Origin of the sequence: Achromobacter xylosoxidans A8, assembly GCF_000165835.1 — a bacterium.
Taxonomy (GTDB): Bacteria; Pseudomonadota; Gammaproteobacteria; order Burkholderiales; family Burkholderiaceae_B; genus Achromobacter; species Achromobacter xylosoxidans_B.
The window spans coordinates 5,378,172-5,399,062 of sequence record NC_014640.1 but is presented as its reverse complement, the minus strand read 5'-3'; the positions used below and the strand labels follow the sequence as shown (position 1 = coordinate 5,399,062).

Sequence of the window (20,891 nt, the reverse complement as noted above, 5' to 3'; positions counted from 1 at the left end):
GGGCAGCAGGCGCTGTCCTTGAGTCGCGGCAAAAAAAACCGCCCCGAAGGGCGGTGTCGTCAGAACCAATCAACCGATCAATAGAACGCCTGGATGCCGGTCTGCGCGCGGCCCAGGATCAGGGCGTGCACGTCGTGGGTGCCTTCGTAGGTGTTGACCACTTCCAGGTTCACCAAGTGGCGGGCCACGCCGAATTCATCGGAGATGCCGTTGCCGCCGAGCATGTCGCGCGCCAGGCGGGCGATGTCCAGCGCCTTGCCGCAAGAGTTGCGCTTCATGATGGAGGTGATTTCGACGGCGGCGGTGCCTTCGTCCTTCATGCGGCCCAGGCGCAGGCAGCCTTGCAGGGCCAGCGTGATGTCGGTCTGCATGTCGGCCAGCTTCTTCTGGATCAGCTGGTTGGCGGCCAGCGGGCGGCCGAATTGCTTGCGGTCCAGCGTGTACTGGCGGGCGGTGTGCCAGCAGGCTTCGGCGGCGCCGATGGCGCCCCAGGCGATGCCGTAGCGAGCGGAGTTCAGGCAGGTGAACGGACCCTTCAAGCCGGACACGCCGGGCATCATCTGGTCAGCGGAAATCTCCACTTCGTCCATGACGATTTCGCCGGTGATCGAGGCGCGCAGGCCGACCTTGCCGTGGATGGCCGGAGCCGACAGGCCCTTCATGCCCTTTTCCAGAATGAAGCCGCGGATCTTGCCGTCGAAGTCGCCGCCGACGCACTTGGCCCACACCACGAAGACATCGGCGATGGGGGAGTTGGTGATCCACATCTTGTTGCCGGAAACCTTGTAGCCGTCGGCCGTCTTGACGGCGCGGGTTTCCATGCCGCCGGGGTCGGAGCCGTGGTTGGGTTCGGTCAGGCCGAAGCAGCCGATCCATTCGCCGCGGGCCAGCTTGGGCAGGTACTTCTGCTTTTGCGCTTCGCTGCCGAATTCATTGATGGGCACCATCACCAGCGACGACTGCACGCTCATCATGGAGCGGTAGCCGGAGTCGATGCGTTCGACTTCGCGGGCGATCAGGCCGTAGCTGACGTAGTTCAGGCCGGCGCCGCCGTATTCGACGGGGATGGTGGCGCCCAGCAAGCCCAGTTCGCCCATTTCGGAGAAGATGGCCGGGTCGGTCTGTTCATTGCGGAATGCGTTCAGCACGCGCGGGGCGAGCTTGTCCTGCGAATAGGCCAGGGCGGCGTCGCGCACCATGCGTTCTTCGTCGGTCAGTTGCTGGTCCAGCAACAGGGGGTCTTGCCAGTGAAAGGAAGGATTCGAGGACATGCTGGGTCTCCGCTATGGATTTCGGAATGCTAGAAAGTTTAAACCTAAAATAATTCGGGCGGCAAGCAGCGATTGGAACGGCGGGCGCGCGGCGCCGCCGTTCCGTCCCGCCTTTAGTGCTGCGCCTTGAGCGCCGCGTCGCGGATCTTTTCCAGGGTCGTGCCCGGGGTGATGGTTTCCGGATCGATGAAGCAGTGCAGGATGGCCGGCTTGCCGCTGGCCAGGGCGCGTTCGAAGGCCGGGCCGAACTGCTCGGTGGTTTCGACGCGTTCGCCGTGCCCGCCGAAGGCGCGCGCGTAGTCGGCGAAGTCCGGATTCTTCAGCTCGGTCGCGGAAATGCGGCCGGGGTAGTGCTTTTCCTGGTGCATGCGGATCGTGCCGTACATGCCGTTGTCCACCAGCACCACGACGATGGGCAGGTCGTACTGCACCGCCGTCGCGAACTCCTGGCCGTGCATCAGGAAGCAGCCGTCGCCCGCGAAGCAGACCACGGTCTTGTCGGGCGACACCCGCTTGGCGCCGACGGCCGCAGGCAGGCCGTAGCCCATGGAGCCCGAGGTGGGCGCCAGCTGCGTGCCGTAGCGCGTGAATCGGTGGAAGCGGTGCAGCCAGGTGGCGTAGTTGCCTGCGCCGTTGGTCATGATGGCGTCGGCCGGCAGCGTCTTTTCCAGGTAGGCCATGACCTGGCCCATCTGCAACGCGCCGGGTGTGGTGATGGCGCCGGGATCGCTCCATTTCAGGTACGACTCGCGCATGGCTTGCGTGCCGGCGGCCCAGGCGGGCTGGGCCGGGGCCTTCAGGCCGGCCAGCGCCTGCGCGAAGGCGGCGGGCGAGGTATTGATGGCCAGGGTGGCGCGGTAGACGCGTCCCAGCTCGGCGGTATCGGGATGCACGTGCACCAGCTTCTGCTTGGGCACGGGGATGTCCAGCAGGGTGTAGGCCTGGCTGGGGTTTTCCGACATGCGGCCGCCCACCAGCAGGATCAGGTCCGCGTCGGCGACGCGCTTGAGCAGCGCCGGGTTGATGCCCAGGCCCACGTCGCCGATGAAGCAGGGGTGGTCGGCCGGGAACAGCATCTGGCGGCGGAAGGACACCGCCGTGGGCAGGGCGTGGCGCTGCGCGAAGTCGGCGAACTGTTGCACCGCGCGGGCGTCCCAGCGCGTGCCGCCCAGGATGGCGACCGGATTCCTGGCTTCGGCCAGCAGCTTTTCCAGGTCGGCCAGTTGGCCGGCCGTGGGCGCGGAGTCGATGACTTCGTAGCGCGGCGCGTCGGCGACCTTGGCGGCTTCGACCAGCATGTCTTCCGGCAGCGCGATCACGACCGGGCCGGGACGGCCCGAGGTGGCGATATGGAAGGCGCGCGACACCAGTTCGGGGATGCGCTCGACCTGGTCGATTTCGGTGACCCACTTGGCCTGCGTGCCGAACACGGCGCGATAGTCCATTTCCTGGAAGGCCTCGCGTTCGCGCATGCCGCGCTCGATCTGGCCGACGAAGAGGATCAGGGGGGTGGAGTCCTGCTTGGCGATGTGCACGCCGGCCAGCGCGTTGGACGCGCCCGGGCCGCGGGTCACCATGCAGATGCCGGGTTCGCCGGTCAGCTTGCCGTGGGCATCGGCCATCATGGCCGCGCCGCCTTCCTGGCGGCACACCGTGACCTTGATGTCCGCATCGTGCAGGCCGTCCAGCACCGCCAGATAGCTTTCGCCGGGAACACAGAAAACATGTTTGACGCCCTGTGCAACCAGCTGGTCGACCAGGATGTGACCGCCAAGGCGGGATTCTTGCTGGGACATGGGGGTGGTAGTCATGATGAGCCGAGGTTAGGACATCCGAGCATAATGTTCCTTGATCGCACAAGGCAATTGATAAAATTGCACAATCTATTGATCCACCGGCACGACCGGCCATGCTGCGCCGCGACAAGATGCGCGCGGCCCGGCGCGGCGGCGTCCACCGGCACCAGGCGGTTCCCGCGACATGAGAAACGGCATTCCCAATCTGAGCGCCTTGCAGGCGTTCGAAGCTTCGGCCCGCCTGGGCAGCTTTTCCCGCGCCGCCGAGGAACTGTCCCTGACACACAGCGCGGTCTACCGGCAGGTGGCCAGCCTGGAGTCGCGCCTGGGCGTGCAGCTGTTCACGCGGGTGCGGCGGCGCATCGTGCTGACCGATCACGGGGCGGAGTATGCCGGCCGCATCCGGCACCACCTGGACCAGATTGAAAAAGACACCTTCGGCCTGGTCAGCCGCACCGGCATGGGCCGCAGCATCCATATCGCCGTGGTACCCACCCTGGCGACGACCTGGCTGATACCGCGCCTGGCCGACTTCCAGCGCGAACATGGCGACATCACGGTCAGCCTGTCCGTGCGCACGCTGCCGTTCCAGTTCAAGGATCAGCCCTTCGACGGCGCGCTGTACCACGGGGACGGATTGTGGCCGGGCACCCAGGGCGTACTGCTGTTCCCCGAACGCGAACTGGTGCCGGTGTGTGCGCCGGAACTGGCGGCGCGTGCGCCGGAACCGGGCGCCAGCGCCCTGTCCGGCATGACCCATCTGCATCTGGCGTCGCGCCCTGACGCCTGGCGCCAATGGTATGCGGCCAACAGCCATCTCTATGGTCCCCACGCCGCTGGCGGGCCGCGCTACGAGCTCTTCACCATGGTGATGGCGGCGGTGCAGGCCGGACTGGGAGTGGGGCTGATGCCGCGTTTCCTGGCCCAGCCCGCGCTGGACCAGGGCACGCTTGCGATGCCGGTGCCGCAATCGCTGGCGGTCAGCCAGGGCTATTACTTCGGTTATCCGCAACGCAGCGAGCGCTCCGAGGCGCTCCAACTCTTCGAGAGCTGGCTGAAGACAGCCGCCGCCGGCGTGGGCGGACGCTGAGCCGTAGAATCCAGGCATGTCCGCATCCCGTCCGCCGCTTGAATCCCAGGCCGATATCGACGCTTTCATCGACGCCGTATGGCTCGAGGACGGCCTGTCCGCCAATACTCTGGCCGCCTACCGGCGCGACCTGACGGGCTTCGCCCGCTGGCTCGAAGACCCCGAGGCCTATGCCCGCGAAATGGCCGACCGCCATGGCGATGCCGCGCAGGCCCACGCGCTGCCTGCGGGCCCCGCCAAGCCCCTGCGCGATGCCGGCAAGGCTGACATCGAAGCCTGGTTCGCCTTCCGCCACGAGGAAACCCGCGCCACCACGGCCAACCGCAGGCTGGCCGCGCTGCGCCGCTTCTATGCCTGGGCTTTGCGCGAACACCGCGCCGAACGCGACCCCTGCCTGACGCTGATCGCTGCCAAGCAGCCGCCGCGCATGCCCAAGACCTTGTCCGAGCAGCAGGTGGACGCCTTGCTGCGCGCGCCCGACCTGGGGCAGGCCCGCGGCCTGCGCGACCGCGCCATGCTGGAAACGCTGTACGCCACGGGGTTGCGCGTGTCCGAGCTGGTGGGCGTGCGCGCGCTCGACGTGAGCCTGAACGAAGGCGTGGTGCGGGTGGTGCTGGGCAAGGGCGGCAAGGACCGGCTGGTGCCGCTGGGCGCCGAGGCCGCGCATTGGATCGACCTCTATCTGAAGTCCGGACGCCCGGAGCTGGCGGCCGGACGCGTGAGCGATGCGCTCTTCATCACCGGCCGGGCCGAAGCGATGTCGCGCCAGGCGTTCTGGCAGTTGGTGAAGAAGTACGCCCTGCTGGCCGACGTGCGCGCGCCGCTGTCGCCGCACGTGCTGCGGCACGCCTTCGCCACGCACCTGCTGAACCACGGCGCCGACCTGCGCGTGGTGCAGATGCTGCTGGGGCACGCCGACATCTCCACCACGCAGATCTACACGCACGTCGCGCGCGAACGCCTGAAGGCGCTGCACGCGGCGCACCATCCGCGCGGCTAGCCTGACGCGGTTTACCTACTTCTTCCTTCACGCATTCCCATGAGCAAAGCCCGCCACGTTTCGGAAACGCCCGCCACCCAGTTCCTCAAACAGAACAAGGTCGCCTACACGGAACACACCTACGACTACGTCGATCATGGCGGCGCGGGCGAAGCCGCGCGCCAGTTGGGCCTGGATCCGCATGCGGTGGTCAAGACCCTGGTGATGGAGGACGAGTCCGCCAAGCCCCTGATCGTCGTCATGCACGGCGACCGCGAGGTTTCCACCAAGAATCTGGCGCGCCAGGCCGGTCTCAAGCGGGTCGAGCCCTGCAAGCCCGAGGTGGCGCAGCGCCATTCGGGCTACCAGGTGGGCGGCACCTCGCCCTTCGGCACGCGCAAGAAGATGCCGGTTTGGGTTGAGGCCGAGGTGCTGGATTACCCCGTGGTCTACATCAACGGCGGGCGGCGCGGGTACCTGATAGGCATCGACCCCAAGGTGCTGGTTGCGCTGCTGGGAGCCAAGGGCGTGTCCGTGGCGCTGGAGTAGGGCGCGTTTGCGTGGGCGTGGTATTCCCATACCACCTCCTGGGTCGGCGGCCGCGCCACAATAGGGGCGTAGATCAAGAACCGGAGCCCGGCCACGGGCGCTGAACCGGCTTTACGCCATCCCTAGGAGACACACATGAGCAAGCGACTGTTGATGCTGGTCGGCGACTACGCCGAGGACTATGAAACCATGGTGCCGTACCAGACCCTGCTGACGGTGGGGCACACCGTGCATGCGGTATGCCCGGACAAGAAGGCCGGCGACACCATTGCCACCGCCATCCATGATTTCGAGGGCGCGCAGACCTACACCGAAAAGCGCGGCCACAATTTCGCGCTGAACTTCGATTTTGACCGCGTCGAGCCCTCGTCCTACGACGGCTTGGTGATTCCGGGTGGACGCGCGCCGGAATACCTGCGCCTGAACGAAAAGGTGCTGGACATCGTGCGCGCCTTCGACAAGGCCGGCAAGCCCATCGCGGCAGTCTGCCATGGCGCGCAACTGCTGGCGGCCGCGGGCATCCTGAAGGGCCGCACCTGCTCCGCCTATCCTGCGTGCGCGCCGGAAGTGCGCCTGGCGGGCGGCACCTACGCCGAGATCGGCATCGACCAGGCCTACACCGACGGCAACCTGGTGACGGCGCCGGCCTGGCCCGCGCATCCGGCCTGGATGTCGCAATTCCTGGCGGTGCTGGGCACGAAGATCACGCCCTGACCTCCGGCAGCAAAAAAGCGCCAGGGGCGGCAATCTTGCCGCCCCTGGCGCTTTTACGTTACTGCGCGCCGGTCAGGCGAAATCGAGCACGATGCGGCCTTCGATCTGGCCGCGGCGCATGCGGTCGAACACGTCGTTGATGTTCTCCAGGCTTTCAGTGGCCACGGTCGCATGCACCTTGCCCTCTTCGGCGAACTGCAGCGATTCCTGCAGGTCCAGGCGCGAACCCACGATGGAGCCGCGCACGGTGACGCCATTGAGCACCATATCGAAGATCGACAGCGGGAAGTCGCCCGGCGGCAGTCCGTTGAGCGCCACGGTGCCGCCGCGGCGCACCATGCCCAACGCCTGTTCGAAGGCCTTGGGCGACACCGCCGTGATCAATGCGCCATGCGCGCCGCCGATCTCGCGCTTCAGGTAGGCGGCGGGATCGGTGGTCTTGGCGTTGACCGTGACTTCGGCGCCCAGGCGGCGGGCGAAGTCGAGCTTGGCGTCGTCGATGTCCACCGCAGCCACGTTCAGCCCCATGGCCTTGGCGTATTGCACCGCCATGTGGCCCAGCCCGCCGATGCCGGAAATGACCACCCAGTTGCCCGGACGGGTATCCGTCATCTTCAGGCCCTTGTAGACCGTGACGCCGGCGCACAGCACGGGCGCGATGTCCACGAAACTGACGTTCTTGGGCAGCAGGCCCACATAGTCGGCCGCGGCCAGCGCATATTCGGCGAAGCCGCCGTTCACCGAGTAGCCGGCGTTCTGCTGTTGTTCGCACAGGGTTTCCCAGCCGCCCAGGCAATGCTCGCAATGCCCGCAGGCAGAGTACAGCCAGGGAATGCCGACGCGGTCGCCTTCCTTCACATGGGTCACGCCGGCGCCCACCGCCACCACATGGCCGACGCCTTCGTGGCCGGGAATGAAGGGCGGATTGGGCTTGACGGGCCAGTCGCCTTCGACCGCGTGCAGGTCGGTATGGCATACCCCGCAGGCCTCGATCTTCACCAGCAATTCGCCCGGACCCGGGCGCGGCACCGCGACTTCTTCGATTGCCAGGGGCTTGCCGAATGCTCGTGCAACCGCTGCTTTCATGGTTTTATCCATCACTGCCTCCGAAGTCTGATCAAGATTCCTTATGCTCGAACGTGGACGCTTTCCCGACCATGATTTATATCAACCGAGGCGGTTGCCCGCTGATGCAGGAAACGTGTGGTTGCAGAAAGAGGCCGGTGTCTGGGGACGAATCCGACCCGCGGCCGCGTCTTGCCGCCGCCGCGGCAAACGGCGTACAGTCAGCCGTAGGCATCCCGGCCCAGGCCCAAGGCCCAGACCCGAGTTCCAGGAGTTCCCATGTGTGAAATCTTCATCCGCGCCAGCGAGCAGTCCTACGCGCCCGAAACCCGTTCGCTGCGGTTGCATGGCGTGGCCACCAGCCTGCGGCTGGAACAACTGTTCTGGCGGGTATTGGAAGAAATCGCCGGCCGCGACGGCATGCGCGTGACGCAGCTGATCGAACGTTTGTACGACGAACTGATCGAGTACCGGGGCGAGGCCGCCAACTTCACCTCATTCCTGCGGGTGTGTTGCCTGCGCTACCAACTGCTGCAGGCCGAGGGCCGCATTCCGTTGGACGCGGCCGTGCCGATCGGCTCGCTCAACCCCCAAGCCGTATTGGAAGGCCTGCCGCCCACGCTGTACGACGCCCAGCCCCTGCGTCCCAAACGCAAGGCCGCGTAACGCATCCGCGGTGGCGCTGCCGCAGCGCCAAAAAACAAGGGCCCGAACTATCGGGCCCTTTGTTCTTATTGCCGCGTAACGCGGCTGGCGTTCAGCCGCCGGATTGGATCGACGCCATCGCCACTTCGTTCTGCACGATGCGGCGGATGCGGACCGCATCGCCGATGCGCGAGAGCTTGCCTTGCGAATCCAGCAGCACGATGGCCAGGTCGCGGCCGTTGATGCGGGCCAGCATGACCAGGCATTCGCCGGCTTCGTTGATGTAGCCCGTCTTCGATACCTTGATGTCCCAGTCGGGCTTGCGCACCAGCAGGTTGGTATTGCGGAAGGTCTGCGTGCGGTTGTTGACCTCGACGTCGTACTCGGTATCGGTGGAGTAGCGATGGATCAGCGGGCGCTGGGAGGCGGCGCGCAGCAGGCGGGCCAGGTCGTGCGGCGACGAGACGTTGTCGCTGGACAGGCCGGTGGGTTCGATGAAGCGGGTGCTGGTCATGCCCAGCGCCTGCGCCTTGGCGTTCATGGCGGCCACGAACGCGGGCAGGCCGCCCGGATAGTGGCGGCCCAGCGCGTTGGCGGCGCGGTTCTCGGACGACATCAGCGCCAGGTGCAGCATGTCGCCGCGCGTCAGCTTGGTGCCCACGCGCAGGCGCGAGGTAGTGTGCTTGAGGCCGTCGACGTCTTCGTCGGTGATCTCCAGCATTTCATCCATGGGCAGGTTGGCGTCGACCACGACGACGGCGGTCATCAGCTTCGAGATGGAGGCGATGGGGCGCACCACGTTTTCGTTCTTGGCGAAGATGACCGTGGAGGTTTCCAGGTCCTGCACGTAAGCGGTGGTCGAGCGCAGGGCGGCGGCTTCGGCGCGCACCGAGGAGGCGGGCGGCGGCATGGCGGCCGAACCCAGCGCTGCGGCAGCGGCGGCGCGTTGCGCGCGGGAAGGTTTGTTGGGCTTGCCGTTCTTGCCGGCGGCCGCGCCCTTCTTGGGCGGCGTGCCCTTGGCGGCGACCTGTTTGCCGCCCTTGGGGGCGGCGGCTTTCTTGCCGGCGGAGGATTTGGGAGGAGCTTTCTTGGCGGAGGAGGCGGCCTGTTTGCCCGAGGCGCTCTTGCCGGAGCTGGCCTTGGGGGCCGGGGCCTTCTTCGCTTGTTGCGCCTTGCAGGCCGACGACTTGGCGTTGGTCTTGCAAGGGTCCGTATTCTTCGCGGCTTGCGCGGCGGGGGGCAGGAGCGCGCACACCGCCAGCGCCACAGGCGCTATCGCGTTCGCAATCGCACGTTTCCAGGAAAATGCCATGGTTTGAGCTGGCTTGTCAGTCTGTGAGTAAATATTTCTTAAGCCGGCGTTTCGTCGGGTCAGAAAAAGTCCAGATGAATTAGAGGCTTACGCGTCGAATTTAAACAGCAATTTCAAGTTGCGCGCAAGACGATTCGCTATCATCGTCGAAAAAAATAATAGTGACGTATTGACGCTCGCTTCAATTCGTCACAAGACAAGTCCGAGAAGCTAACGGCAGGCGGCGCGTGAGCGTAGCCCGGATTAACCCTCATCTGGCTGAATGTGCGGTTTTTGTCTCTGGCCGGCGCAGCGCAATACGTGCTCAGAAGAGAGCTGTCGCATCAGGCGGACATGGAACATGCTGGGGAAGGAAGGCGTCGGAACCGACGCCAAAGTTGGCCTCGCCGGGTGGAATCGAACCACCAATTGACCCTTAGGAGGGGCCGGTTATATCCATTTAACTACGGCGAGACTATTTCCGATCAGGCGGCAGGGTCGGTCGAAGGGACCGTGCTTGCTCACTAAGGCCTTGATATCGCTACGATTCTTCCGCTCCTGAGTTTATCACCGGGGACACGGGCTTCGGCGCAGGACGCAAGTCTATCAGCAGGAGGCGCAAGCCCCAAATCCGCGGCCCGCAGCCTCGCGCTGCGGACCCGGCGCTCGACGTGGCTATTGCCTGGGCCCGGAAGCTATTTGTATATGATGTCCGAGTCCCGCGCGGCGCGCCGGACCGTCCCGAGGAGGGGGCGGCGAACCAAAACAACGAAGAACAGGTTTCATGTCTAGCCAAACCGATACGAAATTCACCCGCACCCTGATCGTGGGCACGCTGGTCGTGCTGCTCGCCATGGGGGTGCGCGCCACCTTTGGCCTCTTCATGCAGCCGATGGGGCTGGCGCAGGGCTGGGGGCGCGAGGTGTTCTCCATGGCCTTCGCGCTGCAGAACCTGGTGTGGGGCGTGGCCTGTATCTTCATGGGCATCATGGCCGACCGCTACGGTTCGGGCCGCACCATCGCCCTGGGCGCGCTGCTGTACATGCTGGGCATGATAGGCACGCGCTTCGCCACCGATGAAGCCACGCTCTACCTGACGGCCGGCGTGCTGGTCGGGCTGGGCCAGGCCGGCACGACCTTTCCGGTGATCCTGCCGGTGGTGGCGCGCGCGGTGCCGCCCGCTTATCGCAGCACGGCCATGGGTATCGCCAGCGCCGGCGGCTCCCTGGGCCAGTTCGCCGTGGTGCCCACGGGCCAGGTGCTGATCAGCGGCCTGGATTGGCCGGGCGCATTGTGGGTGTTGTCGCTGTTCGTCGCCTGCGGCGCGCCGCTGGCCTACTTCCTGCGAGGCCGTCCGCAGGCCCACACCGGGCCGCAGCAATCGCTGGCCTCGGCGGTCAAGCAGGCGGTGCGCCACCCCTCGTTCCACTTCCTGTTCTGGAGCTACTTCGTCTGCGGCTTCCATACCGCCTTCATCACGCTGCACCTGCCGGCCTACGTCAGCGATGGCGGCCTGAGCGCGGGGCAGGGCGCGACCGCCATCGCGCTGATCGGCTTGTTCAATGTGCTGGGCTCGTTCTATGCCGGCAAGCTGGGCGGCAAGTACAGCAAGAAGCGCCTTTTGGCCGTGGTGTACGGCATGCGCGCCTTTGGCATCCTGCTGCTGTTGTGGATGCCCTTGTCGCCATGGGTGCTGTACGCCTTTGCCGCGTGGATGGGGCTGTTCTGGCTGGGGACCGTGCCGCTCACGCAGGGGCTGATCGGCCAGATCTACGGCCTGCGCTACGCGGCCACCTTGTCCGGCATCGTCTTCCTGGGCCATCAACTAGGCAGTTTCATCGGCGTATGGCTGGGCGGATACGCCTACGCCAAGACCGGCAACTACGATGCCGTCTGGTGGCTCGGCGTGGCGCTGGCCATCCTCGCCGCATTGCTGTGCCTGCCGGTGCGCGAACAGCCGGTGGCCCAGCCGGCCCCGGCCTGAGGCCGGGCTTGCCAGGAACGCTGATGACGCCTTCGACGCACTCCGCACCCACCGCCCGCCGCCATCGCGGCTGGCGCATTGCGGGCGCGCTGGCCCTGGTTGCGGTCATGGGCCTGGCGTTCTGGGGCTACACCACGCCGGAAATGCAGATCCACTGGGAAAACCTGGCCGCGCTCTGCGGCTTCTAGGCGCGTTTTCCGCTCGGCCTCGCGGTATCCTACGGCGGTATTTCTTCCCTCATCGCGCGCCGCTTCCGGCGGGCGCTCCGGATACCCATGCAGGACTCTTCGCCTTCCTATCCCGATCTATCGCTGCCGGACATCGGCGGCATGCCCGCCGCCGACACGCTGGTGCTCACGGTGAACAACCGCCTGTCGCGTCGCCTCACGCTGGAGCTGGCTGGGCTGCTGCGCCAGGAGCGCCAGGTCAGCGAATTGCCGCGCATCCTGCCGCTGTCCGCATGGCTGGCCGATGCCGCCAATGAGCTCGCGTTCGAGACCGACGATGATGTGCCCGCCTACCGGCTAGACAGCTTCGCGACACAATTGGTGTGGACCGAGGCGATCCGCGCGGAAGAGGCCGAGCGCGTGCTGCTGGACGCCAGCCAGGCCGCGCGCCTGTCGATGGACGCGGACCTGCTGATGGACGAATGGCAATTGCAGGTGCCGTCGGGCGCGGACACCGACGAGTACCGCGGCTTCGCGAAATGGCGCGCGCGCTATCGCCAGGCGCTGGCCGGTATCGATGCAGAGGATGCCAACCAGGGTTATGCGCGCGTGCTGCGGGCGCTGGAGGACGGACGCCTGCCCATCCCGCAGCAACTGGTGTTGGCGGGATTCACGGACATATCGCCGCGCTTTCGCCGGCTGCTTAGCGCCTTCGAGGAACAGGGCGCCGCCGTTGCGCAGTGGCGCGATGCGCAACGGGTCGAAACCGCGGCCCGCCGGTACGAGGCAGCGGATCAAGGCGCGGAATGGCGCGCCGCCGCGGCCTGGGCGGCCGAGCATCTGAAGGCGCATCCGCATGGCCGCTATGCCATCGTCTCGCCCCAGCTGGAGGCGGAATCGCCTTTCGCACGGCGGGTGCTCAGCCAGGCCCTGGCCGGGCGCGGAGGTGAAGCCGCATACGCCTTCAACGTGGCAGTGGGGCGGCCGCTGAACGAATGGCCCATGGCGCGCGCCGCGCTCGCATGGCTGCGCGCGCTGGCCGAGTGCGCGCCGGGCAAGGGATGCAGCGTCGAGGTGCTGGGCGCGGCCCTGCTGGGCGGACATTGCGCGGGCGATGTGCGCGACCGCGCGCGGCTGGCCTCGATCGATGCGCGCTGGCGGCGCCAGGCGCAGCTGCACGTCAGCCCGCAGGATTGGCGCAAGCTGCTGGCGGACCTGCCGCTGCTGGCGCAGGCCTGGAACCAGGCCATGGAGATCTGGACGCAGGGTGGCCGCCAGGCCACCTGCGACGTGTGGATGCTGCGCATGAAGGCCGCTTTGATGGCGCTGGGCTTTCCCGGCGAAGGCGTGCTGGACAGCGTCGGCTATCAGGTGATGGGCGCGCTGGGCGATGCGCTCGGCAGCTTTTCGGCGCTGGCGCCTGCCGCCGGCCGCCTGGGCGGCGTGGCCGCCGTGAACCTGCTGGAAAGTGTGGCGCGCTCCGCGTCGTTCCAACCGCAGCGCGACCCCTTGGCGCGCCTGGACGTGCTGGGTTTGCTGGAGGCCGAGGGTGGCTATTGGGACGGCGTCTGGATGCTGGGCCTGACTGACGACGTGCTGCCCGCGTCGCCCAAGCCCAATCCGCTGTTGCCGCTGGCCGTGCTGCGCCAGGCAAAGGCGCCGCGCGCCACGCCCGAACGCGAACGCGAGTGGGCCGAAGGCATGTACGCCGCACTGTGCCGCTGCGCGCCCGAGATCATCGTCAGTCATGCGCACATGGACGGCGAGCGCGAGCTGCGCCCGTCGCCGCTGATCGCGGCAGCGGAACTGACCGACTGGGCGCCGGCCGCAACGCAAGCGCTGTCGGCCTTGCCGCAGGAATCGCTGGACGATGCGCAAGGTCCGCCCCTGGCGGCCGGCAACCGCGGTGGCGGCGGCCTGGACGTGCTGGATACGCAGGCCCGCAATCCGCTGTGGGCCTTCGTGCGGCATCGCCTGGGCGGACGCGAGATGGCGCCTTATGCCGACGCGGCCACCGTCAACGTGCGCGGCCAATTCCTGCACAAGGCGCTGGAGCTGGTGTGGGGCATGATGCCCGACCAGGACGCGCTGCACGAGGTCATGGCCACGGGCCGCCTGCCCGCCTTGCTGGAACAGGCGGTGGCGCAGGCCGCGGACGAGGAATTGAAAGACTATGCGCCGGCTTTGAAGACACTGGAGTGCCAGCGCGCCCAGGCGGTGCTGACGTCCTGGCTGGACATGGAGGCGCAGCGCCTGCCCTTCGCGGTGGCCCAGGTGGAAAAGAACCACCAGTGGCAGCGCGGCGCGCTCAACCTGAAACTGCGGCTGGACCGCATCGATACGCTGGGCGACGGCCGCAACGTCATCGTCGACTACAAGACCGGCGTGGCGGCGGCCAAGCCCGAACCGGACTGGTCGCGCAGCCGGCCTGTGAACGTGCAGCTGCCGTTCTACGCATCGGTGCTGGCGGACGCCGCGGGCGGCGAAGTGGCGGGCCTGGTGCTGGCGCAGATCCATGCGCGGCAGGTCGCCGCGCAGGGCCTGGCCGACGAAGATCTGGGCGTGCCTGGCGTCACGCTTGCCAGCGACAGCAAATACTTCGACGGCTTGTCCTGGCCTGAGATCCGCCAGCGCTGGCGCACGGCCATCGAAGCGTTGGCCGACGAGTACGCCGAGGGCTACGCGGCCAACGTGGCCTATCGCCGCGACGATCTGAAATACTGCGATGCACTGCCGTTCCTGCGTTTGCATCTGGACGATGAGGACGCATGAATCATGGCTGAACAAGAACGCTTGCCGCACGACCACGCCGCGCGCGCCGACGCGCTGGACCCGACCCGCTCGTTCCTGGTGCAGGCGCCGGCCGGCTCCGGCAAGACCGAGCTGCTGACGGACCGCATCCTGGCGCTGCTGGCGACCGTGAATCGCCCGGAAGAAATCGTCGCCATCACCTTCACGCGCAAGGCCGCGTCCGAAATGCATGCGCGCGTGCTCAGCAAGCTGCGCCGCGGGCTGGACGCGCCGCCCGAGGCCATGCACGAGCGCCGCAGCTGGGAGCTGGCCCGCGCCGCGCTGGCGCGCAACGAGGCGCAGGGCTGGCATCTGCTGGACCATCCCGCGCGGCTGGCCATCCGCACCATCGACTCGTTCTGCGCGGGCCTGGTGCGCAGCATGCCCTGGCTGTCGGAACTGGGCGGCATGCCGGAGATCACCGACGACGCGCGCGCCCACTACGAGGCCGCCGCGCGCGCCACCCTGGACCTGGCCGACGACTACGAGGCCGTACGCATCCTGCTCAAGCACCTGGACGTGGACGTGCAGGCGGCCAAAGAGGCCATCGCCGACATGCTGGGGCAGCGCGACCAATGGCTGCCGCTGCTGCGCCACGGCTCCGACCGCGAGGGCATGGAGGCCATGCTGGCCGAGGCCATAGGCGAAGACCTGGACGCGCTCAGCGAGGCCATGCCCTATGGTTGGGCCGAAGCGCTATGCGGCCCGGCGCGGCTGGCTGCCGCCAATCTGCAGGATGGGGAAGCGGAGAACAAACTGCTGGCCTTGCTGGACTGGACGGAAGAACCTCCGCCCGACGCCGAGGCGCTGGAACTATGGCAAGCCGTGGCGCACCTGTTGCTGACCGGCACCGGCACCTTGCGCAAGACAGTCAACAAGAACTTGGGCTTTCCCGCCAAGTGCGCGCACAAGGAGCCGTTCGTGGCGTGGCTGGAAGCCGCCGACGCGGACGCGGCCTGGGTGCGCCGCCTGCATGCGGTGCGTGACGTGCCCGCGCCGCATTTCACCGATGCGCAATGGGAAGTGCTGGGTGCGCAGCTGATGACCCTGGCGCTGGCGGTGGCGCAGTTGCGGCTGCGCTTTGCCGATACCGGCGAGGTGGATTTCATCGAGATCGCGCAGCGCGCCGCGGCCGCGCTGGGCAGCGCCGACGATCCGGGCGAGCTGCTGCTGAAGCTGGACGCCTCGATCCGCCATCTGCTCATCGACGAATTCCAGGACACCAGCCAGACCCAGCTGGACCTGCTGCGCACCTTGACCTCCGGCTGGCAGCAGGGCGATGGCCGCAGCCTGTTCCTGGTGGGCGACCCGATGCAGTCCATCTACCGCTTCCGCAAGGCGGAAGTGGGTCTGTTCCTGGAGGTCGCCGACATCGGCGTGGGCGAACTGCAGCCGGATTTCCTCAATCTCACCGACAATTTCCGCTCGCAGGCGGGCATCGTCGAATGGGTCAACCAGTCGTTCGCGCAACTGCTGCCCCGGCGCAGCGATGCGGCGGCAGGAGCCATTTCCTACAGTCCGTCCACCGCCTTCCACGAAGCATTGCCCGAGCCGGCGGTACGTTTCCATCCGGCCTGGTCGCGCGAGGGCGCGGCCCCTGCGGAAGCGCAAGCCGAGGACATCGCGGTGGACCTGGTGCGTCAGGCGCTGATTGACCACAAGGGCGCCAAGCATCCCGTCGCCGTGCTGGTGCGGGCGCGCAGCCACCTGGGTAATCTGACCCGCCGCCTGGCGCAGGAAGGCATACGCTGCCGGGCGGTGGATCTGGTGCCGCTGGCCTTGCGGCCGGTGGTGGCGGATCTGGTGCAACTGGTGCGGGCCTTGTCGCACCCCGGCGACCGCCTGGCCTGGCTGTCGGTGTTGCGCGCGCCGTACTGCGGCCTGACGCTGACCTCCTTGCAACGCCTGTTCGGCGACGATCACATCACGCCGGTGCCGGTGCTGCTGGAACGCGCGCTGCGCATCGCGCCGCAAACCGCGCCCGCGGCGGCCGCGAGCGCGCCGCAGGGCTCCCTGTTCGACGCGGCGCCCGACACGCCGGAAACGCCGGCGGCGCAGAACGTGCTTGGCGCCGACGAGTTCGAGCGCTTGCGCCAGGTGGCGGCCATCCTGCTCGACAAGCGCAACGCCGCCGGCGCCATGCCCTTCGCGGCCTGGGTGGAGTCGTTGTGGCGCCGTCTGGGCGGCCCGGCGTTGTATGCCGGCCTGTCCGTGGCCAACGACGCGGAAAGCCTGTTCCAGCTGATCGAGCGCCTGGCGCCGCATGGCGCCATCGATGTTGCCGCGCTGGATACCGGCATCGCGCGGCTGTTCGCCGCGCCGGACGCGGCGGACGAGGACTCCGGCGCGGTCGAAATCATGACCATGCACAAGTCCAAGGGCCTGCAGTTCGAAACTGTCATCCTGTACGGCCTGCACCGCGCGCCGCGTGGCGACCAGGCGCCGCTGGTGCGCTTCGAGCAGAGCGGCGGCCGCGTGCTGTTCGGCCCGGTCAAGCCGCGCGCCGAAACCGAGGCCGATCCCTTGTCGCGCTACCTGGGCGCACGCGAGGCGCGCCGCGCGTCCTACGAAATCGACCGCCTGCTGTACGTGGCGGCGACGCGCGCGCGCAAGCGCCTGCACCTGGTGGGCCACGTATCGGTGGACGAGGCCAGCGGCCAAGTCAAGACACCATCGTCCGCCAGCCTGCTGGGACGCTTGTGGCCTTGCCTGGCCGTGCCGACGCCGCCGTCGCTCGATGGCGAAACGATGGCGCCGCAGGCCGACGGCCCCGAGTGGCAGGGCGAGCCCCTGCGGCGCGTGGACCGCGCCGGCCTGGCGCAACTGGCGCGCATGGCGGACCTGGTCGTCAGCCCCGGCTTTGGCGCCGCGGCGCGCGGCGCCTGGGGCGATGGCGGCGAGCATCCGGCGTGGCAACTCGAAGCCGGCTACGACGCCGCCATCGGCACCTTGTCGCACGCCTGGCTGGCGCGCATCGGCCAGGACGGCGTGCAAGCCTGGTCCGCCGACGCGCTGGCTCAGCGCCTGCCCGCCATGCGCCGCCAACTGACGCGCGCAGGCATCCCCGCCAGCCAGGCGGACGCCGCATCCGAAGCCGTGCTGGAAACCCTGCAAGCCACCCTGGCCGACGAACGCGGCCTGTGGCTGCTGTCGCAATCCGGCGCGCGCCGCGAATGGCCCCTGATCGACGCCGCCGGCAAAGTGTCCGTCATCGACCTGGCCCTCAGCACCGAAGACGGCTGGCTCATCGTCGACTACAAAACCGGCCGGCCGCATCCGGGCGAGGCGCCAACTGCCTTCGCCACGCGCATGCGGCAGCGGCACGGCGACCAGTTGCTGCGCTATTGCGCGCAAGTCACGGCGCTGGACGGCCGCACGGCGCGCGCCGCGCTTTACTTCCCGCGGGCTCGCGCCTGGATCGATCTGTAGCGCGGGCCGCCTGCCCGGCGGCCCTCAGGTGAACGAGCGCACCGAGTTATTGATGCCGCGGGCGCAATCGAACACCAGCGGCCCCAGGCGCGCCAAAGCCTCTTCGAGGGTCCAGCGGCTGGTCGGCGCCACGATATGCACGGACGCAACGGGCGTGCCGCGCTGGCCCATGATGGGCGCGGCGATCGTCATGTCGCCCAGGAACAGTTCTTCCTTGTTGTGCGCGATGCCTTCGCGCCGCGCCTGCCGGACGATCTCCATCAGCTTCGCCGGATCGGTCTCGGTCCATTGCGTATGGCGCTGCAGCGCAGAGGCGTCCAGGATGGCCTGCGCCTGTTCCTCCGGCAGCGCGCCGAGGTAGGCGCGGCCGCTGGCCGTGCAGTACATGGGGATGCGGCTGCCGATGGGCATGTGGATGGGAATGAACTTCGCCGCCACGACCCGCGACACATACACCATCTCGTGGTCCAGGGGTTCGGTCAGGTTGACCGTTTCCCCCGTGATATTGGACAACTCGGCCAGAAAGGGATTCGCGGCTTCGACCAACGGGTCGGCCGCGATGTAGTTGTAGCCCAGCTCCAGGACCCGCAGAGTGGGGCTGAACTTGCGCGTCTTGGGCGACTTGCTGATGAGCCCCAGCTTTTCCAGCGTGTACACGGTGCGCTGGGCTGTGCTGACGCTCGTGCCCACGGCTTGCGCCACTTCGGACAGAGACATTGCGCTCTGCGCACCACGGAACGCGAACAGAACTTTCAGTCCCCTCGCGAACGAGTGGTTGAACATGCCTTCGTCGACTTCCAGTTCGGCCTGTTCCAGCATTTTCGGCTCCTCGTTTTCCCGTATTTTGGGTATTAATTACCGCCTAGCGATAATAATAAACCTTGGTGCGGGATTTTACTATTGCCCAAAGCGTATCTGCTCCAATATCCTGCGCTCATTCATCGGTTTTGCCGGAGTGTGTGAGCATGGGGCAGGGTCAGAAAACAGCGGGGACGCCGATCCTCCAGATCCAGAACGTCACCAAGACGTTCGGCGCGTCGGCGGCGTTGAAGGGCGTGAGCCTGGACGTGCGCGAAGGCGAGTTTCTGACGCTGTTGGGCCCCAGCGGTTGTGGCAAGACCACGCTGATCCGGATCATCGCCGGCTTTGAAACGCCCACCGCGGGCGAGGTGAAGATAGATGGACAGTCGATCCTGTCATCGCCGCCGTATCGCCGTCCGCTCGGGATGGTGTTCCAGAACCTTGCCCTGTTTCCGCATCTCACCGTCGCCGAGAACATCGGCTACGGCCTGAGGATGCGGCGCGAGCCGCCCGCCGCCATCCGCGGCAAGGTGGAGCAGTCGCTGGCGATGGTCGGCCTGGAAGGCTACGGCGCGCGCTACATCGGCCAGATCTCGGGCGGACAGAAGCAGCGCGTAGCGTTGGCGCGCGCCATCGTCATGGAGCCCCGGGTGCTGCTGCTGGACGAGCCGCTCGGCGCCCTGGACATGAAGATCCGCCGCCAGATGCAGACCGAGTTGAAGCTGATCCAGGAAAAACTCGGCACCACTTTCATCTTCGTGACGCACGACCAGGAAGAGGCGTTGACCATGTCCGATCGCGTCGCCGTGTTCCGCAACGGCCTGATCGACCAAGTCAGCGACCCCGCCGCCATCTACGAAAAGCCGCAGACCCGCTTTGTCGCTGAATTCGTGGGCGACACGAATTTCTTCGAAGGCGTGGTGCAAGCCGGCGCGGCACGTCTCGACTGCGCGGAACTCGGCTGCGAATTCGATCTGCCGGACTCGCGCTTCGCGGCAGGCAGCGCTGTGGGCATATCGCTGCGGCCGCAACACCTGAAGCTGGCGCCTGCCGGCAGCGCCCGCTTGCAGGCCCGCGTGGAGCGCCGCGTCTACGCGGGACAGAACACGCGTCTCTGGCTGCGGGCCGGCGCCCGGACCCTGATTGCCGATTGGCCGGCGCAGGACGGGCAACCGTTGCCGGCGCAGGGCGAAGCCGTCGGACTGACCTGGGACGACAGCCGCATTTCGGTCGTATCCCTCTAGCGCTGTTCACTCTCACTGGAGTCGCACAATGAGCACCTATCGATTTGCCCACTGGACCGTTGCGGCGGTCATGGCCGTTTGCGGCACCGCCAGCGCGCAGGAAATCACCATGGCCACCTGGGGCGGCGGCGTGGGGGCGGCGTGGCGCGAGGCTTACGCGGAACCCTTTACGAAGGAAACGGGAATCGGCGTGAAGATCGTCGAAGTCCCCACTCCCGAGGCCCAGGTGCGCGCGCAGAAGGATGCGCCCAAGTTCAATGCGGCGCTTTCGTCGTTCTTCGAGGCCTCGCAGATGTACAGCGACGGCCTGCTCGAAGACTTCGACATGAGTGAGGTTCCCGCGCTGAAGAACGTGCCGGAGAAGTACCTGCTCAAGGCGCCTTCCGGACGCCTCATAGGCGTCAGTACCTACTTCGCGTACTACGGTATCGCGGTCAACAAGGATCTTGCGAAACCTTCCGACTTCTCTTCCTGGAAAGCGCTGGGGGATTCCAAGTGGGCGGGAAAGCTGTCGGTCACCCGTCCGGTCTACAGCTCGGCCTACGACCTGACCATCATGTCCGTAGCCGAAGGCGGCAACGAGCGCGACACCGCCAAGGGCCTGGCGTTGCTGACCGCTTTGGGCAAGAACTCGTTGGCAATGTATAGCTCGATGGCGCAGATGAACCAGCTGCTGCAGCGCGGAGAAGTGACGGCTGCGCCCTACTACTCGACCCGCGTCTGGCAGATGAAGCGCGACGGGCAGACCAGCATCGAGATGGTGATTCCGAAGGAGGGCGCGCTGATCCTTCCATACATCGTGGTTGTGCCCAAGAAGGCGCAGGGCCGCGCCAGCTACCTGAAGTGGCTGAACTATGTGGCCCAACCGGAGGGCCAGTCGCGCATTGCCGATATTGCCGGCTACCTGCCGCTGAACAGCACGGCCAAACTGTCTCCCGCGACAGAAAAGGAACTGGGTCAGCCGCTGACCGCCCTGCGCGACCAGCTCTATCAGCCGGATTGGAACTACATCGCCGAATCCCGCAAGTCGCGCATCGAGCTGGTCGAGCGCGCGATGGCAGGCGCCGGCCGGTAAG

At 67.1% G+C, this 20,891-nt stretch carries 16 protein-coding genes and 1 tRNA gene; 11 read left to right on the top strand and 6 right to left on the bottom strand.

Features of this window, described 5'->3' with window-relative positions; all coding sequences use genetic code 11:
- Positions 1-77: 77 nt before the first annotated feature.
- Complete coding sequence (locus tag AXYL_RS24870) at positions 78-1,271, bottom strand: acyl-CoA dehydrogenase (protein WP_013395635.1); 1,194 nt, start codon at positions 1,269-1,271, stop codon at positions 78-80.
- 113 nt (positions 1,272-1,384) lie between these two features.
- On the bottom strand, positions 1,385-3,067 hold the full coding sequence (locus tag AXYL_RS24865; RefSeq protein ID WP_013395634.1) for a thiamine pyrophosphate-binding protein: 1,683 nt from the start codon (positions 3,065-3,067) through the stop codon (positions 1,385-1,387).
- A 184-nt stretch (positions 3,068-3,251) separates the two neighbouring features.
- Here AXYL_RS24865 and AXYL_RS24860 point away from each other — a divergent pair, with 184 nt between their 5' ends.
- From AXYL_RS24860 to AXYL_RS24845, 4 genes are all read left to right on the top strand, one after another.
- Positions 3,252-4,157, top strand: a complete 906-nt coding sequence (locus AXYL_RS24860; protein WP_013395633.1) for a LysR substrate-binding domain-containing protein — start codon at positions 3,252-3,254, stop codon at positions 4,155-4,157.
- Between the two features lie 16 nt (positions 4,158-4,173).
- Complete coding sequence (gene xerD / locus AXYL_RS24855) at positions 4,174-5,157, top strand: site-specific tyrosine recombinase XerD (RefSeq protein WP_013395632.1); 984 nt, start codon at positions 4,174-4,176, stop codon at positions 5,155-5,157.
- Positions 5,158-5,196: 39 nt separating this feature from the next.
- Complete coding sequence (ybaK, locus tag AXYL_RS24850) at positions 5,197-5,685, top strand: Cys-tRNA(Pro) deacylase (protein ID WP_013395631.1); 489 nt, start codon at positions 5,197-5,199, stop codon at positions 5,683-5,685.
- A 135-nt stretch (positions 5,686-5,820) separates the two neighbouring features.
- Positions 5,821-6,399, top strand: coding sequence for a DJ-1/PfpI family protein (locus tag AXYL_RS24845; protein ID WP_013395630.1), 579 nt, complete (start codon positions 5,821-5,823; stop codon positions 6,397-6,399).
- Between the two features lie 72 nt (positions 6,400-6,471).
- Here the strand turns inward: AXYL_RS24845 and adhP are convergent, their stop codons facing one another.
- Positions 6,472-7,497 (bottom strand): alcohol dehydrogenase AdhP, encoded by a 1,026-nt coding sequence (adhP, locus tag AXYL_RS24840; RefSeq protein ID WP_013395629.1) that lies wholly within the window; start codon positions 7,495-7,497, stop codon positions 6,472-6,474.
- A gap of 246 nt (positions 7,498-7,743) precedes the next feature.
- On the opposite strand from adhP, the gene AXYL_RS24835 reads away from it, so the two are divergent.
- The gene (locus tag AXYL_RS24835; RefSeq protein ID WP_013395628.1) at positions 7,744-8,130 is read left to right on the top strand and encodes a ribbon-helix-helix domain-containing protein; all 387 of its coding nucleotides are present in this window, start codon (positions 7,744-7,746) and stop codon (positions 8,128-8,130) included.
- A gap of 91 nt (positions 8,131-8,221) precedes the next feature.
- On the opposite strand, the gene pbpG is transcribed toward AXYL_RS24835, so the two are convergent.
- Together pbpG and AXYL_RS24825 are read right to left on the bottom strand one after the other, a co-directional pair.
- The gene (gene pbpG / locus AXYL_RS24830; RefSeq protein WP_013395627.1) at positions 8,222-9,421 is read right to left on the bottom strand and encodes a D-alanyl-D-alanine endopeptidase; all 1,200 of its coding nucleotides are present in this window, start codon (positions 9,419-9,421) and stop codon (positions 8,222-8,224) included.
- Positions 9,422-9,799: 378 nt separating this feature from the next.
- A tRNA-Arg gene (locus tag AXYL_RS24825) sits at positions 9,800-9,874 on the bottom strand.
- Between the two features lie 310 nt (positions 9,875-10,184).
- Here AXYL_RS24825 and AXYL_RS24820 point away from each other — a divergent pair.
- From AXYL_RS24820 to AXYL_RS24810, 4 genes are all read left to right on the top strand, one after another.
- The gene (locus AXYL_RS24820) at positions 10,185-11,384 is read left to right on the top strand and encodes an MFS transporter (protein WP_013395626.1); all 1,200 of its coding nucleotides are present in this window, start codon (positions 10,185-10,187) and stop codon (positions 11,382-11,384) included.
- Positions 11,385-11,407: 23 nt separating this feature from the next.
- A complete protein-coding gene (locus AXYL_RS35205) occupies positions 11,408-11,572 on the top strand; it encodes a hypothetical protein (protein ID WP_013395625.1) in 165 nt (54 codons plus the stop codon).
- A gap of 87 nt (positions 11,573-11,659) precedes the next feature.
- Positions 11,660-14,323, top strand: coding sequence for a PD-(D/E)XK nuclease family protein (locus AXYL_RS24815; protein ID WP_013395624.1), 2,664 nt, complete (start codon positions 11,660-11,662; stop codon positions 14,321-14,323).
- A 3-nt stretch (positions 14,324-14,326) separates the two neighbouring features.
- Positions 14,327-17,770 (top strand): UvrD-helicase domain-containing protein, encoded by a 3,444-nt coding sequence (locus tag AXYL_RS24810; protein ID WP_013395623.1) that lies wholly within the window; start codon positions 14,327-14,329, stop codon positions 17,768-17,770.
- Between the two features lie 24 nt (positions 17,771-17,794).
- Here AXYL_RS24810 and AXYL_RS24805 read toward each other — a convergent pair whose 3' ends face one another.
- On the bottom strand, positions 17,795-18,589 hold the full coding sequence (locus tag AXYL_RS24805; protein ID WP_013395622.1) for an IclR family transcriptional regulator: 795 nt from the start codon (positions 18,587-18,589) through the stop codon (positions 17,795-17,797).
- 146 nt (positions 18,590-18,735) lie between these two features.
- Between AXYL_RS24805 and AXYL_RS24800 the strand changes: the two genes are divergently transcribed.
- Both AXYL_RS24800 and AXYL_RS24795 read left to right on the top strand, forming a co-directional pair.
- Positions 18,736-19,815: an ABC transporter ATP-binding protein gene (locus tag AXYL_RS24800; RefSeq protein ID WP_013395621.1), complete on the top strand. Its 1,080-nt coding sequence runs from the start codon at positions 18,736-18,738 to the stop codon at positions 19,813-19,815.
- Between the two features lie 28 nt (positions 19,816-19,843).
- Complete coding sequence (locus AXYL_RS24795) at positions 19,844-20,890, top strand: extracellular solute-binding protein (RefSeq protein WP_013395620.1); 1,047 nt, start codon at positions 19,844-19,846, stop codon at positions 20,888-20,890.
- Position 20,891: the final 1 nt, after the last annotated feature.

Coding starts and splice junctions, on each gene's coding strand:
- AXYL_RS24870 (WP_013395635.1), bottom strand. CDS start 1,271: ATGTCCTCGAATCCTTCCTTTCACTGGCAAGACCCCCTGTTGCTGGAC.
- AXYL_RS24865 (WP_013395634.1), bottom strand. CDS start 3,067: ATGTCCCAGCAAGAATCCCGCCTTGGCGGTCACATCCTGGTCGACCAG.
- AXYL_RS24860 (WP_013395633.1), top strand. CDS start 3,252: ATGAGAAACGGCATTCCCAATCTGAGCGCCTTGCAGGCGTTCGAAGCT.
- xerD (WP_013395632.1), top strand. CDS start 4,174: ATGTCCGCATCCCGTCCGCCGCTTGAATCCCAGGCCGATATCGACGCT.
- ybaK (WP_013395631.1), top strand. CDS start 5,197: ATGAGCAAAGCCCGCCACGTTTCGGAAACGCCCGCCACCCAGTTCCTC.
- AXYL_RS24845 (WP_013395630.1), top strand. CDS start 5,821: ATGAGCAAGCGACTGTTGATGCTGGTCGGCGACTACGCCGAGGACTAT.
- adhP (WP_013395629.1), bottom strand. CDS start 7,497: ATGGATAAAACCATGAAAGCAGCGGTTGCACGAGCATTCGGCAAGCCC.
- AXYL_RS24835 (WP_013395628.1), top strand. CDS start 7,744: ATGTGTGAAATCTTCATCCGCGCCAGCGAGCAGTCCTACGCGCCCGAA.
- pbpG (WP_013395627.1), bottom strand. CDS start 9,421: ATGGCATTTTCCTGGAAACGTGCGATTGCGAACGCGATAGCGCCTGTG.
- AXYL_RS24820 (WP_013395626.1), top strand. CDS start 10,185: ATGTCTAGCCAAACCGATACGAAATTCACCCGCACCCTGATCGTGGGC.
- AXYL_RS35205 (WP_013395625.1), top strand. CDS start 11,408: ATGACGCCTTCGACGCACTCCGCACCCACCGCCCGCCGCCATCGCGGC.
- AXYL_RS24815 (WP_013395624.1), top strand. CDS start 11,660: ATGCAGGACTCTTCGCCTTCCTATCCCGATCTATCGCTGCCGGACATC.
- AXYL_RS24810 (WP_013395623.1), top strand. CDS start 14,327: ATGGCTGAACAAGAACGCTTGCCGCACGACCACGCCGCGCGCGCCGAC.
- AXYL_RS24805 (WP_013395622.1), bottom strand. CDS start 18,589: ATGCTGGAACAGGCCGAACTGGAAGTCGACGAAGGCATGTTCAACCAC.
- AXYL_RS24800 (WP_013395621.1), top strand. CDS start 18,736: ATGGGGCAGGGTCAGAAAACAGCGGGGACGCCGATCCTCCAGATCCAG.
- AXYL_RS24795 (WP_013395620.1), top strand. CDS start 19,844: ATGAGCACCTATCGATTTGCCCACTGGACCGTTGCGGCGGTCATGGCC.